The 14,777-nt window shown below is 60.7% G+C and carries 17 protein-coding genes; 11 read left to right on the forward strand and 6 right to left on the reverse strand.

Translation table 11 applies throughout. From position 1 onward, the window contains the following. Window positions 1-74: 74 nt before the first annotated feature. From rraA to AC0IYN_RS18315, 6 genes are all read left to right on the forward strand, one after another. Window positions 75-566 (forward strand): ribonuclease E activity regulator RraA, encoded by a 492-nt coding sequence (gene rraA, locus AC0IYN_RS18290; protein WP_028617513.1) that lies wholly within the window; start codon window positions 75-77, stop codon window positions 564-566. 24 nt (window positions 567-590) lie between these two features. After that, on the forward strand, window positions 591-1,586 hold the full coding sequence (locus AC0IYN_RS18295; protein WP_471842407.1) for a zinc transporter ZntB: 996 nt from the start codon (window positions 591-593) through the stop codon (window positions 1,584-1,586). A gap of 86 nt (window positions 1,587-1,672) precedes the next feature. Then, entirely contained in the window at window positions 1,673-1,918 is a 246-nt protein-coding gene (locus AC0IYN_RS18300; RefSeq protein ID WP_025854229.1) for a hypothetical protein, read from the forward strand. Between the two features lie 2 nt (window positions 1,919-1,920). Beyond that, complete coding sequence (locus AC0IYN_RS18305; protein ID WP_003175519.1) at window positions 1,921-2,745, forward strand: mechanosensitive ion channel family protein; 825 nt, start codon at window positions 1,921-1,923, stop codon at window positions 2,743-2,745. 87 nt (window positions 2,746-2,832) lie between these two features. Then, a complete protein-coding gene (sigX, locus tag AC0IYN_RS18310) occupies window positions 2,833-3,423 on the forward strand; it encodes an RNA polymerase sigma factor SigX (RefSeq protein WP_003175518.1) in 591 nt (196 codons plus the stop codon). 107 nt (window positions 3,424-3,530) lie between these two features. Next, on the forward strand, window positions 3,531-4,511 hold the full coding sequence (locus AC0IYN_RS18315) for an OmpA family protein (RefSeq protein WP_015885346.1): 981 nt from the start codon (window positions 3,531-3,533) through the stop codon (window positions 4,509-4,511). A 60-nt stretch (window positions 4,512-4,571) separates the two neighbouring features. Here AC0IYN_RS18315 and cobA read toward each other — a convergent pair whose 3' ends face one another. From cobA to AC0IYN_RS18340, 5 genes are all read right to left on the reverse strand, one after another. Beyond that, complete coding sequence (gene cobA / locus AC0IYN_RS18320; protein WP_458375763.1) at window positions 4,572-5,312, reverse strand: uroporphyrinogen-III C-methyltransferase; 741 nt, start codon at window positions 5,310-5,312, stop codon at window positions 4,572-4,574. A 26-nt stretch (window positions 5,313-5,338) separates the two neighbouring features. After that, on the reverse strand, window positions 5,339-7,009 hold the full coding sequence (locus tag AC0IYN_RS18325) for a protein kinase domain-containing protein (protein WP_471842408.1): 1,671 nt from the start codon (window positions 7,007-7,009) through the stop codon (window positions 5,339-5,341). Beyond that, window positions 7,009-8,220, reverse strand: a complete 1,212-nt coding sequence (locus AC0IYN_RS18330) for a nitrate/nitrite transporter (RefSeq protein WP_406597952.1) — start codon at window positions 8,218-8,220, stop codon at window positions 7,009-7,011. Before AC0IYN_RS18330 ends, AC0IYN_RS18325 begins: the two co-directional genes overlap by 1 nt. Before the next feature lie 209 nt (window positions 8,221-8,429). After that, window positions 8,430-9,005, reverse strand: a complete 576-nt coding sequence (locus AC0IYN_RS18335) for an ANTAR domain-containing response regulator (RefSeq protein ID WP_015885342.1) — start codon at window positions 9,003-9,005, stop codon at window positions 8,430-8,432. A gap of 13 nt (window positions 9,006-9,018) precedes the next feature. Beyond that, window positions 9,019-10,245 (reverse strand): CmpA/NrtA family ABC transporter substrate-binding protein, encoded by a 1,227-nt coding sequence (locus tag AC0IYN_RS18340; protein ID WP_471842409.1) that lies wholly within the window; start codon window positions 10,243-10,245, stop codon window positions 9,019-9,021. Between the two features lie 273 nt (window positions 10,246-10,518). On the opposite strand from AC0IYN_RS18340, the gene sctC reads away from it, so the two are divergent. From sctC to AC0IYN_RS18365, 5 genes are all read left to right on the forward strand, one after another. Further along, a complete protein-coding gene (sctC, locus tag AC0IYN_RS18345) occupies window positions 10,519-11,946 on the forward strand; it encodes a type III secretion system outer membrane ring subunit SctC (protein WP_457239139.1) in 1,428 nt (475 codons plus the stop codon). Window positions 11,947-11,961: 15 nt separating this feature from the next. After that, window positions 11,962-12,186 carry a FliM/FliN family flagellar motor switch protein gene (locus tag AC0IYN_RS18350; RefSeq protein WP_099493606.1) on the forward strand — a complete coding sequence of 75 codons (225 nt, stop codon included), beginning with the start codon at window positions 11,962-11,964 and terminating at the stop codon, window positions 12,184-12,186. A gap of 156 nt (window positions 12,187-12,342) precedes the next feature. Beyond that, window positions 12,343-12,762 (forward strand): winged helix-turn-helix domain-containing protein, encoded by a 420-nt coding sequence (locus AC0IYN_RS18355; RefSeq protein WP_406597955.1) that lies wholly within the window; start codon window positions 12,343-12,345, stop codon window positions 12,760-12,762. Beyond that, window positions 12,755-13,216 (forward strand): transglycosylase SLT domain-containing protein, encoded by a 462-nt coding sequence (locus AC0IYN_RS18360; RefSeq protein WP_406597956.1) that lies wholly within the window; start codon window positions 12,755-12,757, stop codon window positions 13,214-13,216. The genes AC0IYN_RS18355 and AC0IYN_RS18360 overlap by 8 nt, the downstream gene beginning before the upstream one ends. A gap of 86 nt (window positions 13,217-13,302) precedes the next feature. Continuing rightward, the gene (locus AC0IYN_RS18365) at window positions 13,303-14,328 is read left to right on the forward strand and encodes a quinone-dependent dihydroorotate dehydrogenase (RefSeq protein ID WP_406597957.1); all 1,026 of its coding nucleotides are present in this window, start codon (window positions 13,303-13,305) and stop codon (window positions 14,326-14,328) included. Between the two features lie 180 nt (window positions 14,329-14,508). Here AC0IYN_RS18365 and rmf read toward each other — a convergent pair whose 3' ends face one another. Further along, window positions 14,509-14,724: a ribosome modulation factor gene (gene rmf, locus AC0IYN_RS18370; protein ID WP_002553055.1), complete on the reverse strand. Its 216-nt coding sequence runs from the start codon at window positions 14,722-14,724 to the stop codon at window positions 14,509-14,511. Window positions 14,725-14,777 lie beyond the last annotated feature (53 nt).

A 14,777-nucleotide genomic window follows, 5' to 3' on the forward strand; every position in this document is an offset into this window, starting at 1 on the left:
GATGGGATGTTTCGCACCTGCCTGAGCTGGCGCTTCTTTCGAAAGACACTTCTTTGACAGAAAGGAATTTTTCAATGAACCATTACGTGACCCCCGACCTGTGCGACGCCTACCCGGACCTGGTGCAGGTGCTCGAACCGATGTTCAGCAACTTCGGCGGCCGAGACTCCTTCGGCGGTGAGATTGTCACCGTCAAATGCTTCGAAGATAACTCGCTGGTCAAGGAACAAGCCGACCAGCCTGGCGCTGGCAAGGTGCTGGTGGTCGACGGTGGGGGTTCCCTGCGCCGCGCGTTGCTGGGCGACATGATCGCCGAGAAAGCCGCGAAAAACGGCTGGGAAGGGCTGGTGATCTACGGCTGCATTCGTGATGTGGACGTCATCGCCCAGACCGACCTTGGCGTGCAGGCCCTGGCCAGTCACCCGATGAAGACCGACAAGCGTGGTATCGGCGACCTGAACGTGGTGGTCACCTTTGCAGGCGTGACGTTCCGCCCGGGTGAGTACATTTACGCCGACAATAACGGCGTTATTGTGTCGCCCAGCCCGCTGAAAATGCCTGAATAAACTGCTGTAACCGACGGGGTGAGGATGTTCGAGGAAGAAAACGCGCAATGGGGGCTGGTGCATGCCCTGGTGCTGGACGGTAAAGGCGGTGCGCGTTCGATTGCCCGGACAGAGTTCGACGACTTGCAACTGCAGCCCCAGGAAAGCCTGTGGCTGCACTGGGATCGCAGCCACCCGCAGACCCAGACCTGGCTGCGCAAATCCAGCGGCTTGAGCGAATTCGCCTGTGACCTGCTGCTGGAGGAAAACACCCGCCCGCGCCTGTTGCCACTGCCGGACGCGGAATTGCTGTTGTTCCTGCGCGGGGTCAACCTCAACCCGGGGGCTGAGCCGGAAGACATGGTGTCCGTGCGCATCTTCGCCGCCGCCAGCCGGGTGATATCCCTGCGCCTGCGCCCGTTGCGCGCCACCGATGAATTGCTGGTACAGCTGGCGGACGGCAAGGGGCCGAAGACCGCCTCCGAACTCATCCTTTATATGGCTCAGTACCTGACCAATAAAGTGCAGGATCTGGTCAGTGACCTGTCTGAAATCGTCGATACAGAGGAAGAAAAACTCGATACCGACGAACGGTATACTCCGGAACATGGCAGCGTCTTGCAGATCCGTCGGCGAGCGGCCGGGCTGAAGCGTTTCCTCGCCCCGCAGCGGGATATTTTTGCCCAGCTTACGCGGATCAAACTGCCGTGGTTCTGTGATGACGATGCCGACTATTGGAACGAATTGAACAACAGCCTGACGCGCTATCTGGAAGAACTCGAATTGACTCGAGAGCGCGTGGGGCTTGTGCTTGAGGCCGAAGACCGGCGCTTGAGCGTGCGCATGAACCGCACCATGTACCGCTTCGGGATCATCACCGGGATCTTCCTGCCGATGAGTTTTCTCACCGGCCTGCTGGGTATAAATGTGGGCGGTATTCCGTTCTCAGCCAGCCCCTATGGATTCCTCGTGGCGTGCCTGCTGATGGTCTCGGTCGCGCTGGGACAATGGTGGCTTTTTCGACGATTGCGCTGGGTTTGAGCTGAATATGACCTGAACGTAGGAAAGGTCCTATGTGACCCCAAGAATTTTACCCTCGTCTTTTAAATCACTTGCGAGAGGTCTTTATGCACGATCCGTTCGAACAGTCTTTGCGTGACATGCTCAATGCTTCGCCGTCCAACCGCGACGACGATGCCTGCCTGGGCCGCGTGTTGAAAACCGCCAACCGCCAGGTCGGTGCGGGAGACCTGTTCGGTCTGCTCGGCCGCTGGGTACCGGCGCTGATGATGGCCCTGAACAACGGTTCGGCCCATGTATCGCCGGTTTCCCGTCGTAAACCTCTTGCTCGCACTGCTGATAAGGCTGATTGAATATGGAACTTGATCTCTGGACCCAGAGCCTGGTCACCGCGATGACCGCATTGTGGACCAAGGTGGCGAATTTCATTCCTAACCTGTTTGGTGCCCTGGTATTGGTGTTGCTGGGCTTTGTCGTGGCCAAGCTGCTCGACACCCTGCTGTCCAAACTGCTCGCAAAACTGGGCCTTGATCGCCTGATGGCAGGCACCGGCCTGACCAAGCTGCTGGGGCGTGCGGGCCTGCAAGTACCGATCTCGACATTGATCGGCAAGATCGTTTATTGGTTTGTTTTGCTGATTTTTCTGGTTTCTGCGGCTCAATCCCTTGGACTTGAGCGAGTTTCAGCTACGCTCGACATGCTGGCGCTGTATTTGCCGAAGGTTTTCGGCGGCGCGCTGGTACTGCTGGTAGGCGTTTTGCTGGCGCAACTGGCCAATGGGCTGGTGCGCGGCGCCGCCGAAGGCGTGGGGCTGGACTATGCTGCCGGCCTGGGACGAATTGCCCAGGGCCTGGTGATCATCATCAGTATTTCGGTCGCGATCAGCCAGTTGGAGGTCAAGACTGACCTGCTCAACCATGTGATTGTGATCGTTTTGATTACCGTTGGTCTGGCCGTTGCGCTGGCCATGGGCTTGGGAAGCCGGGAAATTGCCGGTCAGATTCTTGCGGGAATCTACGTGCGTGAGTTGTATCAGGTTGGGCAACAGGTGCGTGTGGGCGAGGTCGAAGGGCAAATCGAGGAGATCGGTACCGTCAAGACGACGGTGCTGACCGATGACGGCGACCTGGTGTCGCTGTCTAATCGGATTCTCCTGGAGCAGCAGGTCAGTAGCCGCTAATCCGGCAAACCCTGCTAATGTACGCCGCCGCTGGCCCGGGTGACCGGGTTGTGGCGGACATTGACCTGACTGTCGGCACGACTTGTTTTGAATAAAGCCCAAACGCTGTCCACGCGCTATGACCCCCGTGAGCTCTCTGATGAGGAGTTGGTCGCGCGCGCACACACGGAGCTGTTTCACGTAACTCGCGCGTACGAAGAATTGATGCGCAGATATCAACGCACTTTGTTCAACGTTTGTTCAAGGTATTTAGGGAACGATAGAGATGCGGATGATGTCTGTCAGGAAGTGATGCTCAAGGTGCTGTACGGCCTGAAGAACTTCGAGGGCAAATCGAAGTTCAAGACGTGGCTGTACAGCATCACGTACAACGAGTGCATCACGCAGTATCGGAAGGAACGGCGAAAGCGTCGCTTGATGGACGCATTGAGTCTTGACCCCCTTGAGGAGGCGTCTGAAGAAAAGGCGCCGGCACCCGAGGAGAAGGGCGGACTTGATCGCTGGTTGGTGTATGTGAACCCGATTGACCGGGAAATTCTGGTGCTACGATTTGTCGCAGAGCTGGAATTCCAGGAAATCGCTGACATCATGCACATGGGTTTGAGTGCTACAAAAATGCGTTACAAACGTGCTCTTGATAAATTACGTGAGAAATTTGCGGGCGAGACTGAAACTTAGTGCGTGGCAAATATCTCTTACGTGTAGGCAAGTTCTGTTAGACTTGTCGCCGAGTTGTCCCCCGGTTTGTGGGACTGCTTTACAATCACCAGATGGGGATTTAACGGATGAAACTGAAAAACACCTTGGGCTTGGCCATTGGTTCTCTTATTGCCGCTACTTCTTTCGGCGTTCTGGCACAAGGCCAAGGCGCAGTTGAAGGCGAGCTGTTCTACAAGAAGCAGTACAACGATAGCGTCAAGCACATCGAAGACGGCTTCAATCCTGGCGCTCGCATCGGTTACTTCCTGACCGACGACCTGTCCTTGAACCTGTCCTACGACAAGACCAACCACACCCGTTCGAACGACGGTACTGGTAACCAGAAGATCAAAGGCGATACCGGCAGCCTGGTTGCCCAGTATCACTTCGGTCAAGCTGGCGTAGACAGCCTGCGTCCATACGTAGAAGGCGGTTTCGGTCACCAGAGCCGTACCAACGTTCAGGCTGACGGCCACAGCGGTCGCGACCAGACTACCTTCGCTACCGTTGGTACTGGCGTGAAGTACTACTTCACCAACAACCTGTACGCTCGTGCCGGTGTTGAAGCTGACTACGGTCTGGACAACGGCAAGTGGGACTACTCCGCACTGGTCGGCCTGGGCGTGAACTTCGGCGGTAACGCTGGCGCAGCTGCTCCAGCTCCTACCCCAGCACCAGCTCCAGAGCCAACTCCAGAGCCAGAAGCTCCAGTTGCTCAGGTTGTTCGTGTTGAGCTGGACGTTAAGTTCGACTTCGACAAGTCGGTTGTTAAGCCTAACAGCTACGGCGACGTGAAAAACCTGGCCGACTTCATGGCTCAGTACCCAGCTACCAACGTAGAAGTTGCTGGTCACACTGACTCCGTAGGTCCAGACGCTTACAACCAGAAGCTGTCCCAGCGTCGTGCTGACGCTGTTAAGCAAGTCCTGGTTAAAGACGGCGTTGCTCCTAGCCGCATCACCGCAGTAGGTTACGGCGAATCCCGCCCAGTTGCTGACAACGCAACTGAAGCTGGTCGTGCTGTTAACCGTCGCGTAGAAGCGTCGGTAGAAGCTCAAGCTCAGTAATTACTGAGTGGTAGAAAAAAGCCCGGCTCAGGCCGGGCTTTTTTTCGCCTGGAATTTGCCTCAGGCGCTGGCCGCTGCAAGGTATGCGGCCTGTTCGCTGCCGGCGACACGGCCGATCACCAGGATTGCCGGGCTCTTCAAGGCAAATGCCTGTGCATCCTCATGCATACGTGCCAGCTCGCTGCGACATTCGCGTTGCTGGGGCAGCGATGCGTTTTCGATCATCGCCACTGGCATATCCGCCGCCATCCCGCCGTCCAGCAATTGCTGGCGGATCTCCTCCAGCTTCGCCACGCCCATGTACACCACCAACGTAGTCCCGCCCTCGGCCAGGGCCCGCCAATTCAGGCGGCTGTCGTCCTGGGTATGCGCCGTGACCAAGGTCACGCCACGACTCACCCCACGCAACGTCAGCGGCACCGCGCAATTCGTCGCGCCTGCCAGCCCCGCCGTGATTCCGTTGACCAGTTCCACCTCGACGCCCCGATCACGCAGCCACAGGGCTTCTTCACCGCCGCGCCCGAAAATGCACGGGTCACCGCCTTTGAGCCGCACCACGCATTTGCCCTGGCGTACATAGCGCCACATCAGGCGATGGATAAATGCCTGCGGGGTCGATCGGCAGCCACCGCGTTTGCCCACGGTGATCACTCGCGCTCCGTCGCAGTGCCCCAGCACCGCCGGGTTGACCAGGTCATCGATCAGTACCACATCGGCTTCGCGCAGGGCCCGCACGGCCTTGAGGGTCAACAGTTCCGGGTCGCCGGGGCCTGCGCCTACCAGCCAGACTTTTGCATTCATAAGGTGTTCCTCGTCCAGGGATGACGTCAGCGGTGAAAGAGTGAGTACAACAGCACCAGGTTGATCAGCATCGACAGCAGTGCCAGGGTGCGCCAGACCTTCAGGGGTTCCCGCTCCAGCAAAGGCCTGGGGCGTATGCTCAGTTCCTGGCGATCCGCTTGCTCGAGCACGCGCAGCCACTCTTCGGCGGTTTCATAGCGGTGGGCTGGCTGAGCAGCCACGGCCCGTTCCAGGCTCAGGGGCAGCCAATCCGGCAGGTCGGGGCGGTAGCGACTGGCGCTTACAGGGTGGGTAAACCGCGGCCGTTGGAAGGCTTCGATTTCGCCGTAGGGGTAGTGTCCGGTCAGCAGGTAATACAGGCAGACGCCAACACTGTATAAATCCTGCTGGGCCGTAGGGCGGTCGCCACTGAACGCCTCGGGTGCAATGAAGCTTGGCGTGCCCGGCAGCGCATGGGCGCGATCTTCCGACAGGCCAGGACAGTACGCCAGGCCGAAGTCCAACACGCGCAGTTCGCCGTCGTCCGCCAACAGCAGGTTTTCCGGCTTGATATCGCGGTGCAGGATCTGCCGCCGATGCAGCATGCCCACCGCTCGCAGCAAACGTTCGGCTATCGATTGCCATTGTGCCAGGGGCAGGGGGCCTTGATGCTGGAACAGTTCGGCCAGGGTCTGGCCGGTATATTCCCGCATCACATAGTACAAATGTTGGCGCCCGCTGCCGGAGTGGACTTCAGGAAATGCCCGCCCGGCAACCCGGCGCAGAAACCATTCCTCCGACAGCAAGGCCTGGCCGGCGTCGCTGTCATCGTCGCGGCTCAGCGGCAGGGTTTTCAGCAGCCAGGGCTGCTGCTGGGCATCCCGCACCCGGTACAGCAATGACTGCCGGCTTTGCGCCAAGACGCTTTCCACCTGCCAGCCTTCAAAAGGTTGCCCGGCTTTCAAGGGCGGTGGCAGTGGCCATTGCTGCAACTGCACCAGGGCATCGCCGAGAGTCGCCGCGCCGAGGGTGTCGACGCGTACCAACAGGGCGCTGGCATTGTCCTGGCTGCCGGCCAGGTGTGCGGCGCTCACCAAGGTGTTTACCGCCCGCTCCAAGTCCGCTTGTTCGCGCAGAATCGCCCGGATGCTGTGATCACCCAACGTTGCCCACACGCCATCACTGAGCAGCAGGAAACATTCGCCTTCGCGCAGCTGGCCGTCGAGAAAATCCAGCACCAGGTGCTGATCCAGGCCAAGGGCGCGCTTGAGCACATGCTGCATGCCCGGCTGTTCCCATACGTGATCTTCGGTGAGGCACTGCAATTCGCCATCCAGCCAGCGATAGGCCCGGCAATCGCCGACATGCGCCAGGGTAAAGCGCTGGCCGCGAAACACTAGGGCGCTCAGGGTGGTCAGCAAGGGCTGGCCGCCGCCGTTGGCTTGCAACCAGCGATTCTGGGCCAGCAGCAAACGTTCCAGCGCCTGGGCCACGCCCCATGTCTGCGGCGTGGCGTAGTAATCCATGGCCAGCGCCTGCAAGGTCGAGCGCGCCGCCAGGCCACCGTCGGCGCACTGGCTCACGCCGTCGGCGATGGCGCACAGGTAGCCTTTGCTCGCTGCCAGTTCGGGCACGGGCGTCACCACCCGCAGCGCGTCCTGGTTTTCCGCGCGTGGGCCGATGGCACTGGCATGGGCGACGCTCAGTTGCAGGCTCATCAGACCCGTGCAGCCGTCACGGCGGCCGAGCCCCAGGTGGTCCTCCAACGGCGCTTCACGCCATGCAGGCCGAACCAGGCCAACACGCCCAGGCTGGCAAACAGCCAAAGCGCCATCTGATAACTGCCGGTGCTTTGTTTGATCGCCCCCATGCCGGCCGCCAGGGCGAAGCCGCCGATGCCACCGGCCATGCCGATCAGGCCGGTCATCACGCCGATCTCGCGGCGGAAACGCTGTGGCACCAATTGGAACACCGCGCCATTGCCGGCACCCAGGCCGAGCATGGTGCAGACGAACAGGGCCAGCGCCGCGTAGGAACTCGGCAAGTTGAAACCCACCGCCGCGATGCAGATCGCCGCCACGCTGTACATGCCCAACAGGGTACGAATCCCGCCGAAGCGGTCTGCCAGGGCGCCGCCCAACGGGCGCATCAGGCTGCCGCCGAACACACAGGCGGCGGTGTAGTAGCCGGCAGTCACCGGGCTGAGGCCGTACTGGTCGTTGAAGTAACCGGGCAGGGCACTTGCCAGGCCGATAAAGCCGCCGAACGTCACACTGTAGAAAAACATGAACCACCAGCTGTCACGGTCGCCCAGGGCTTTGAAGTAGTCGGCCATGGACTTGGCTTTGGGCCGTTCAGGCGCATTGCGCGCTAACCAGGCAAACACGATCAGGGTCAGCACCAGCGGGATCAAGGCGAAGCCGAAGACGTTGCTCCAACCGAATGCCGCAGCCAGTACCGGCGCCAGCAACGCAGCGAACACCGTACCGGAATTGCCCGCGCCGGCGATGCCCATGGCTTTGCCCTGGTGTTCGGCCGGGTACCATTGGGACGCCAGTGGCAGTGCAACCGCAAACGATGCGCCGGCCATGCCGAGGAACATGCCCAGCAGCAAGGCTTGCTCATAACTGTGGATGCCCAGTTTCCAGGCGCCGAACAGGGCGCAGATCACTATCACCTGGCCAATCAGGCCGGCGGTCTTGGGCGACAGCTTGTCCGCCAGCATGCCCATCAGGAAACGCAGCACGGCACCCGCGAGGATCGGCGTCGCCACCACCAGGCCGCGCTGTTGGGTGGTCAGGTGCAGGTCGGCAGCAATTTGCACCGCCAACGGGCCCAACAGGTACCAGACCATGAAGCTCAGGTCGAAATACAGGAACGCGGCAAACAGGGTCGGGGTGTGCCCGGATTTCCAGAAGCTTGATTTCATCACGCACCTCAACGGTTGGGAGTCTTGTAAGAAGGCCTGGTGATGGAACAGCCGGCTAAGGCCGCCCCACCGGCCCCGTCTCCGGGGCCAAAACGAAAAAACGCCGCCACCGGGTTCGCGAGGGCAAACCGGGTGTGCGACGTCTTTGTCGTGGAGGGGCAACCGCCGTTGGCTACCTGTGATGAATCCTTAGCAAGAGCTGCGCCAAATCAGCCCAGCAACTCACTCATGGCGATGATCTGCTCCGCCACTTGGATCAGCTTCTGCTGGCGGCTCATGGCCTGGCGGCGCATTAGGGTGTAGGCCTCTTCCTCGTTGCAGTCCTTCATTTTCATCAACATGCCCTTGGCCAGCTCGATACGCTTGCGCTCGGCCAGTTGCTGGTCCCGCGCCTGGAGCTGGGCACGCAAGGCCTGGTCGCTTTCGAAGCGGGCCATGGCCACGTCCAGAATCGGCTGCAGGCGCTGGGCCTGGATGCCTTCGACAATGTAGGCGCTGACGCCAGACTTGATCGCCTGGCGCATCACGTTCGGGTCATGTTCGTCGGTAAACATCACGATGGGGCGGGGTTGGTCGCGGCTGACCAAGACCACTTGCTCCATCACGTCGCGGCCCGGTGACTCGGTATCGATCAGGATGACGTCCGGGCGCACCGTTTCGACGCGCGCGGGCAGGTCGATGGTCAGGCCGGACTCATCGATCACTTCAAAACCGGCCTCGATCAGCGCCGCCCTGAGGCGGCCGACCTTGCGCGGGGTGTCGTTGATCAACAGGATTCGCAGCATCGGGAGCCTCCTGTCAGCGCAAGGCATGGCGGTTGGACGTGGCAGCCAGGGCATGCAGGCGGAAGCTACGCGCGTAGGTGTCGGGGTCGGAGCCGTCCCAGACCTTGCCGTCGATCAGCTGACTGCTGCGCATGTCTTGGCCGTTGTCGCTCATACCCAGGGCGTCGGCTGCTTGGCGGTAAAGCGCCAGTTGCTGCACCTGGCGGGCAACGCCCAGGTAGTCGGGGTCCTCGCGCAGCAGGCCCCAGCGCCGGAACTGGGTCATGAACCACATGCCGTCGGAAAGGTACGGCAGGTTCACCTCTCCACCGGCAAAAAAGCGCAGGGCGTGGGGATCCTGCCACTGGTTACCCAGGCCATCGTCATAGACCCCCAGCAGGCGCGGCTCGATGCAGTCGAGTGGGGCGTCGAGGTACTCGCGGCCACTGAGCAATTGCGCGGTGGAGCGGCGGTTTTCGCTGCTTTCTTCGATAAACCGGCTGGCTTCCAGAATCGCCATCACCAGCACGCGCGCCGTGTTGGGGTACTGGTCGACAAATGCCTGGGTGCAGCCGAGCACCTTTTCCGGATGGTCGGGCCAGATCGCTTGGGTTGTTGCCAGGGTGAAGCCCTGGTTTTGCTTCACCGCGCTGGCGCACCAGGGTTCGCCGACACAGAAGCCATCGATACGCCCGGCTTGCAGGTGCGCAACCATTTGCGGCGGCGGGACCACCACGCTGTCCACATCCTGCAACGGGTGGATACCTTGGCTCGCCAGCCAGTAATACAGCCACATCGCATGGGTACCGGTGGGAAAGGTCTGGGCGAAGGTCAGTTTTGTTCGGCTTTGGTGCACGTGGCGGTCGAGCGCCTCAGGAGTGATCACGCCTTGTTGCTGCAAGCCGTGGGACAGGTTGATGCTCTGGCCGTTCTGGTTGAGCCCCATCAGCACCGCCATGTCGGTGGGCGCGACGCCGCCGATGCCCAGGTGCACCGCATAAATCAGCCCGTACAGGCTGTGGGCAGCGTCCAGTTCGCCGCTGACCAGTTTGTCGCGCAGGTTGGCCCAGGACGATTGGCGCTTGAGGTTCAGGGTCAGTCCGTAGGGTTGGGCGAAGCCCTGGGTGGCTGCCACCACCATCGAGGCGCAGTCGCTCAATGCCATGAAACCCAGGTCGAGGCTGCTCTTTTCCGGCGCATCGCTGCCGTTGACCCAGGCCAGCGGGTCGCTCATTGGGCTGTTGCCTGCCGAATCGTTCATCAACACCTACCTTTTCACTCAAAAAAAAGCGTCGTTCCCTCAGATGGCGATGCAAGCCAGTGCGGGTAACGACGCCTTTGTCCGTAAGCACGCTCCGCCGTTGGCGCGGGCTCTGATACCGAGTTCATAGCAAGGCACATGCCACGGGCGACGCGGCCGGGCAGCCGTCAACTTTCCATCAAGATTGAAACCGGGCGGCCTTTCAGTATGGCGACACTTTCACTGCCAGACCGCCCAGGAAACCCCACGGTGTATGCCGACGTCCCTGCAACGATGCCCCGCCTACGGTTTTGCCGGTGGTTATGGTTCGCCGCGCTATTTGCCGCGCTGGTGTCGGCAGGTGCGCTTGCCTCGGGCAAGCCCTATCCCGCACAGGACGAAAGCCTGCATACCGTATTTACCGCGCTCTCGGAGCCACTGGGCTTGCCCATCGTTGTCAGCCAGGCAGTGGCCCGTAAACGCCTCAGCGCCACGCTGGATTTCGCAGCACCGCAACAGGCCCTGGAGCATCTTGCGCGGCAACAGGGGCTGATCTGGTACGGCGACGGGCAAGCGCTCTATGTCTATGACGCTGACGAGGCAAAGAGCTCGGCGGTGACCTTGCGGCATATATCCGTCGACCGATTGCGCAGCCTCATGCGCCGCGCGGGCATCGATGAGTCTCGCCATCCCTTGCGCGAAAGTGGAGGGCGAACATTTTATGTGTCGGGGCCTCCGAATTATGTCGACCAGGTACTGCGCCTGGCCCAATTGATGGACCGGCAAAGAGCCGACCTGCGGGTGGGCAAGCAGGCCTTTGCCGTCATGCAAGTGTTCAACACCGATGTAGCTGACCGCCAGTACGGCACGCGCGACAAACCGGTCACCGTACCGGGTATGGCGTCGATGGTTGAGACCCTGCTGGCCAGCGAGCACAAGGGCATGTTGGCCGACAAGCGTGTGGGCGTGATCGCCTACGCGGACAGCAACAGCCTGCTGATCAAGGGCACGCCGGCGCAGGTGAGTTTCATCCAGAAACTGGTAGCGGAACTCGACATACCCAAGCGGCCCATCGAAGTCTCGTTGTGGCTGGTGGATGTGGAGCGCGCTGAACTGAAGAGGCTGGGCCTGGAAGGGGATGGGGAAACCAACGCGTCGTCCACGCGAGTCCTGACCCCACTGGAGGATAGCCAACTGATGGCCAAGATCGGCGCATTGGAGCGTCGACGGCGAGCGAAGGTGGCGACGTTGCCGGTCATTCTTACCCAGGAGAATGTGCCTGCGGTGTTTCAGGACAACCACACGTTCTATCTGCCCACTCCTGGCAGTGACCGGACTGATTGGAAACCTGTGCGCTATGGCACCGAGGTCAGCGTATTACCGCGATTTGTCGAGGCTAACCAGATCGAGATGCGCCTTGAGGTTGAAGAGGGGCGCCAAGTGAGTGAGGCGGGGCGGCGGGAAAAAAACACGGCGGTGGGACAGGTGAACGTCAACAGTGTAGTGCGTGTACCCCAAGGCAGACGGCTATGGCTGGGCGCCTTTCATCGAGAGCGGACGGGGGGCTCGACGCAGGTGCGGCTGTTTGTGATCCAGGCAAAGGCGGTGGGCGGTGAGTTGAATCACGCGTTCGGGGGCTTAGGGCCACCGCCGTTGACGGCTACGCAATACGAGCGTGTCCAGCGTGCATTTGTTCGGCAGGAGCGCGATGTCTCACAGTGAACAAGGTTTTAACCCATGCATCTGGAAATACTTCTACAGGAACAACTGATCAGCCGCAGGCGCCTGGCAGCCTTTGCCCCAGGGAAGGTCTTACCGTTGGCGCCGCAGGTCATCCACTGCGTGGAGGTTCGGGTTAATGGGCACTTGATGGCCTTGGGCGAGTTGGTGCAATTGGAGGACCGGCTAGGGGTTGAGTTGCATGAGGTGTATGAGGCCTGGCTGCCAGGCGAGGGTGGGTAGTGAAGCGTCCTACATCTGCGTGTCCAAAGCCGGTGGAGGTATGGGCTTTTTCCTAGGGTGAGTCGTGAAGCGGGTTCTTATAGTCGTGGCATGGATACCTGAGCCAAGTAATGAAAATGAGGACTTTAATGTCAGTAGTCGGATGCCGAGGTACTAATGGCTGTGGTGAGTGACGGAGGGACGACGACTCCCCTGTTTTTCGCGTGCTGGGCCCTGCATGGCGATGGTCGGCTGACGGGGGCGGGGGCGGACGTTCAGCTACCGCCCAAGGAGTGGCAGGTGTTGCGGCTGCTGTTGGTGTCTGGCGGCGTGTTGATGACCAAGGATCGGCTGCTGGAGCAGGCCTGGCCCCAGGGCGAGGTTGCCGAGGAGTCGCTGACTCGCTGTATCTACTCGCTGCGCAAGTACCTGGGAGCCGACAAGGGGTTTATCAAGACGATCTACGGTCGGGGCTACCGCTTTACCTGCCCGGTGCGAGGCGCGGGCCAGGCGCTGGATCGTATGGAACATGTGTGCTCGTCCTGCGGCCAGGTCAGCCACGGCTCGGTGATGCATGGCTTGGTAAAACATGGCTAGGTTCTGGAACAAGGCCCTGGTGTTGAGCGTGGCGATGGCCAGCAATCACGCCATGGCATTTTGCTGGGAGCAGGCTGCCAGCCAACACAATATCGAGCCAGAACTGCTGCAAGCGATCGCCGCCGTGGAGTCGGGCTTCCGTGCGCAGGCGATGAATCACACCAACCGCAATGGCACCCGAGACATCGGCCTGATGCAGATCAACAGCATCCACTTGCCGCGCTTGCTCAAGCAAGGCATAACCGAGGATCGGTTGCTCAATGAGCCCTGCCTGTCGGTTGAGGTGGGCGCTTCGATTCTCGCCGAGTTCATACAGCGCTTTGGCTACAACTGGACGGCGGTAGGGGCCTACAACGTGGGCCCGGGTTCCGGGCCAGAGCGTGAGGCGTTGCGCAGGCAATATGCCGAGAAAATCTGGGCGTACTACGAGCAATTGGTGGCGCATCGCAACTGACGATTGAGGTTCACGCCTCGCGCGCTACCCGTGACCCCGGCTATAATCGCCGCCACCTTTCGCCGCCATCCGAGTCTAGCCCGCCCATGTATACCCTGGCCCGCCAGTTGTTGTTCAAACTCTCCCCGGAAACTTCCCACGATCTGTCCCTGGACCTGATCGGTGCCGGTGGCCGCCTGGGGCTCAATGGCCTGGTATGCAAGGCACCGGCAAAAATGCCGGTCTCGGTGATGGGGCTCGATTTCCCCAACCCGGTCGGGCTGGCGGCGGGCCTCGATAAGAACGGCGCGGCCATCGATGGTTTCGCACAGTTGGGTTTCGGCTTTGTCGAAATCGGAACCGTGACCCCGCGCCCACAGCCAGGCAACCCCAAGCCGCGTATTTTTCGCCTGCCGGAAGCCGAGGCGATCATCAACCGCATGGGCTTCAACAACCTGGGCGTCGATCACTTGCTGTCGCGGGTTCAAGCCGCGAAGTACAAGGGCATCCTGGGTATCAATATCGGCAAGAACTTCGACACACCGGTTGAGCGTGCGGTGGATGACTACCTGATCTGCCTGGACAAGGTCTACGCCCACGCCAGCTATGTCACGGTCAACGTCAGCTCGCCGAACACCCCGGGCCTGCGCAGCCTGCAGTTTGGCGACTCCCTCAAGCAACTGCTCGAAGCCTTGCGCCAGCGCCAGGAAGACCTGGCCGTGCGTTATGGCAAGCGCGTGCCGTTGGCGATCAAGATTGCCCCGGACATGAGCGACGAAGAAACCGTGCTGGTGGCCCAGGCCCTGGTGGATTCGGGTATGGACGCGGTGATCGCAACCAACACCACCCTCAGCCGTGCAGGCGTCGAAGGCTTGTCCCATGGCGACGAAGCGGGCGGCCTGTCGGGTGCGCCGGTGCGCGATAAGAGCACCCACATCGTCAAGGTGCTGGCTGCTGAGCTGGCTGGGCGTTTGCCGATCATCGCGGTGGGTGGTATCACCGAAGGCAAGCATGCCGCCGAGAAGATTGCCGCGGGTGCCAGCCTGGTGCAGTTGTACTCCGGCTTCATCTACAAGGGACCGGCGCTGATCCGCCAGTCGGTGGATGCAATCGCTGCACTGCCGAAACGGTAGGCGCTGGCTTGCCGGCGATGGGGTAAGAAAGATCAATCGCCATTGCGAAAGCGCCATCGCCCAGGCAATAAAAAGGGCTCCTCAAAAGGAGCCCCCTGGGCCGAAGCCCGCCGCCCGGATGGGGCGTGCATGGTAAGTCGTTACAAATTCAAAGGTGGTGTCGGAATTAAAAGCCCTTGATTAGCCGACGGCGTGAAGTTCGTTGAGTCTGTGGATGCCCGCAGTGCCAGTCATACCGTCCCAGTTGTCGCCGCGTCCTTCTCGCCAGCCGTTGATCCAGGCTTGGCGTACCGACGGTAGAGTAAATGGGCAAAGCTCACGGGATTTGCCATGAACGCCATATTGATATCCGCGTAAAAATGCTCTTTCCAACGGATCACGCTTAAGTCTTCTCATAGGGTGTTTCCCTCACTTGTTGACTGTCTTGATATCCTTCGGCCTCGTCCGAG

It is taken from the genome of Pseudomonas sp. AC112, assembly GCF_979253545.1.

Bases quoted from the DNA above. Each gene is read 5' to 3' on its own strand.
- rraA (WP_028617513.1), top strand. From the start codon at position 75: ATGAACCATTACGTGACCCCCGACCTGTGCGACGCCTACCCGGACCTG.
- AC0IYN_RS18295 (WP_471842407.1), top strand. From the start codon at position 591: ATGTTCGAGGAAGAAAACGCGCAATGGGGGCTGGTGCATGCCCTGGTG.
- AC0IYN_RS18300 (WP_025854229.1), top strand. From the start codon at position 1,673: ATGCACGATCCGTTCGAACAGTCTTTGCGTGACATGCTCAATGCTTCG.
- AC0IYN_RS18305 (WP_003175519.1), top strand. From the start codon at position 1,921: ATGGAACTTGATCTCTGGACCCAGAGCCTGGTCACCGCGATGACCGCA.
- AC0IYN_RS18315 (WP_015885346.1), top strand. From the start codon at position 3,531: ATGAAACTGAAAAACACCTTGGGCTTGGCCATTGGTTCTCTTATTGCC.
- cobA (WP_458375763.1), bottom strand. From the start codon at position 5,312: ATGAATGCAAAAGTCTGGCTGGTAGGCGCAGGCCCCGGCGACCCGGAA.
- AC0IYN_RS18325 (WP_471842408.1), bottom strand. From the start codon at position 7,009: ATGAGCCTGCAACTGAGCGTCGCCCATGCCAGTGCCATCGGCCCACGC.
- AC0IYN_RS18330 (WP_406597952.1), bottom strand. From the start codon at position 8,220: ATGAAATCAAGCTTCTGGAAATCCGGGCACACCCCGACCCTGTTTGCC.
- AC0IYN_RS18335 (WP_015885342.1), bottom strand. From the start codon at position 9,005: ATGCTGCGAATCCTGTTGATCAACGACACCCCGCGCAAGGTCGGCCGC.
- AC0IYN_RS18340 (WP_471842409.1), bottom strand. From the start codon at position 10,245: ATGAACGATTCGGCAGGCAACAGCCCAATGAGCGACCCGCTGGCCTGG.
- sctC (WP_457239139.1), top strand. From the start codon at position 10,519: ATGCCCCGCCTACGGTTTTGCCGGTGGTTATGGTTCGCCGCGCTATTT.
- AC0IYN_RS18350 (WP_099493606.1), top strand. From the start codon at position 11,962: ATGCATCTGGAAATACTTCTACAGGAACAACTGATCAGCCGCAGGCGC.
- AC0IYN_RS18355 (WP_406597955.1), top strand. From the start codon at position 12,343: ATGGCTGTGGTGAGTGACGGAGGGACGACGACTCCCCTGTTTTTCGCG.
- AC0IYN_RS18360 (WP_406597956.1), top strand. From the start codon at position 12,755: ATGGCTAGGTTCTGGAACAAGGCCCTGGTGTTGAGCGTGGCGATGGCC.
- AC0IYN_RS18365 (WP_406597957.1), top strand. From the start codon at position 13,303: ATGTATACCCTGGCCCGCCAGTTGTTGTTCAAACTCTCCCCGGAAACT.
- rmf (WP_002553055.1), bottom strand. From the start codon at position 14,724: ATGAGAAGACTTAAGCGTGATCCGTTGGAAAGAGCATTTTTACGCGGA.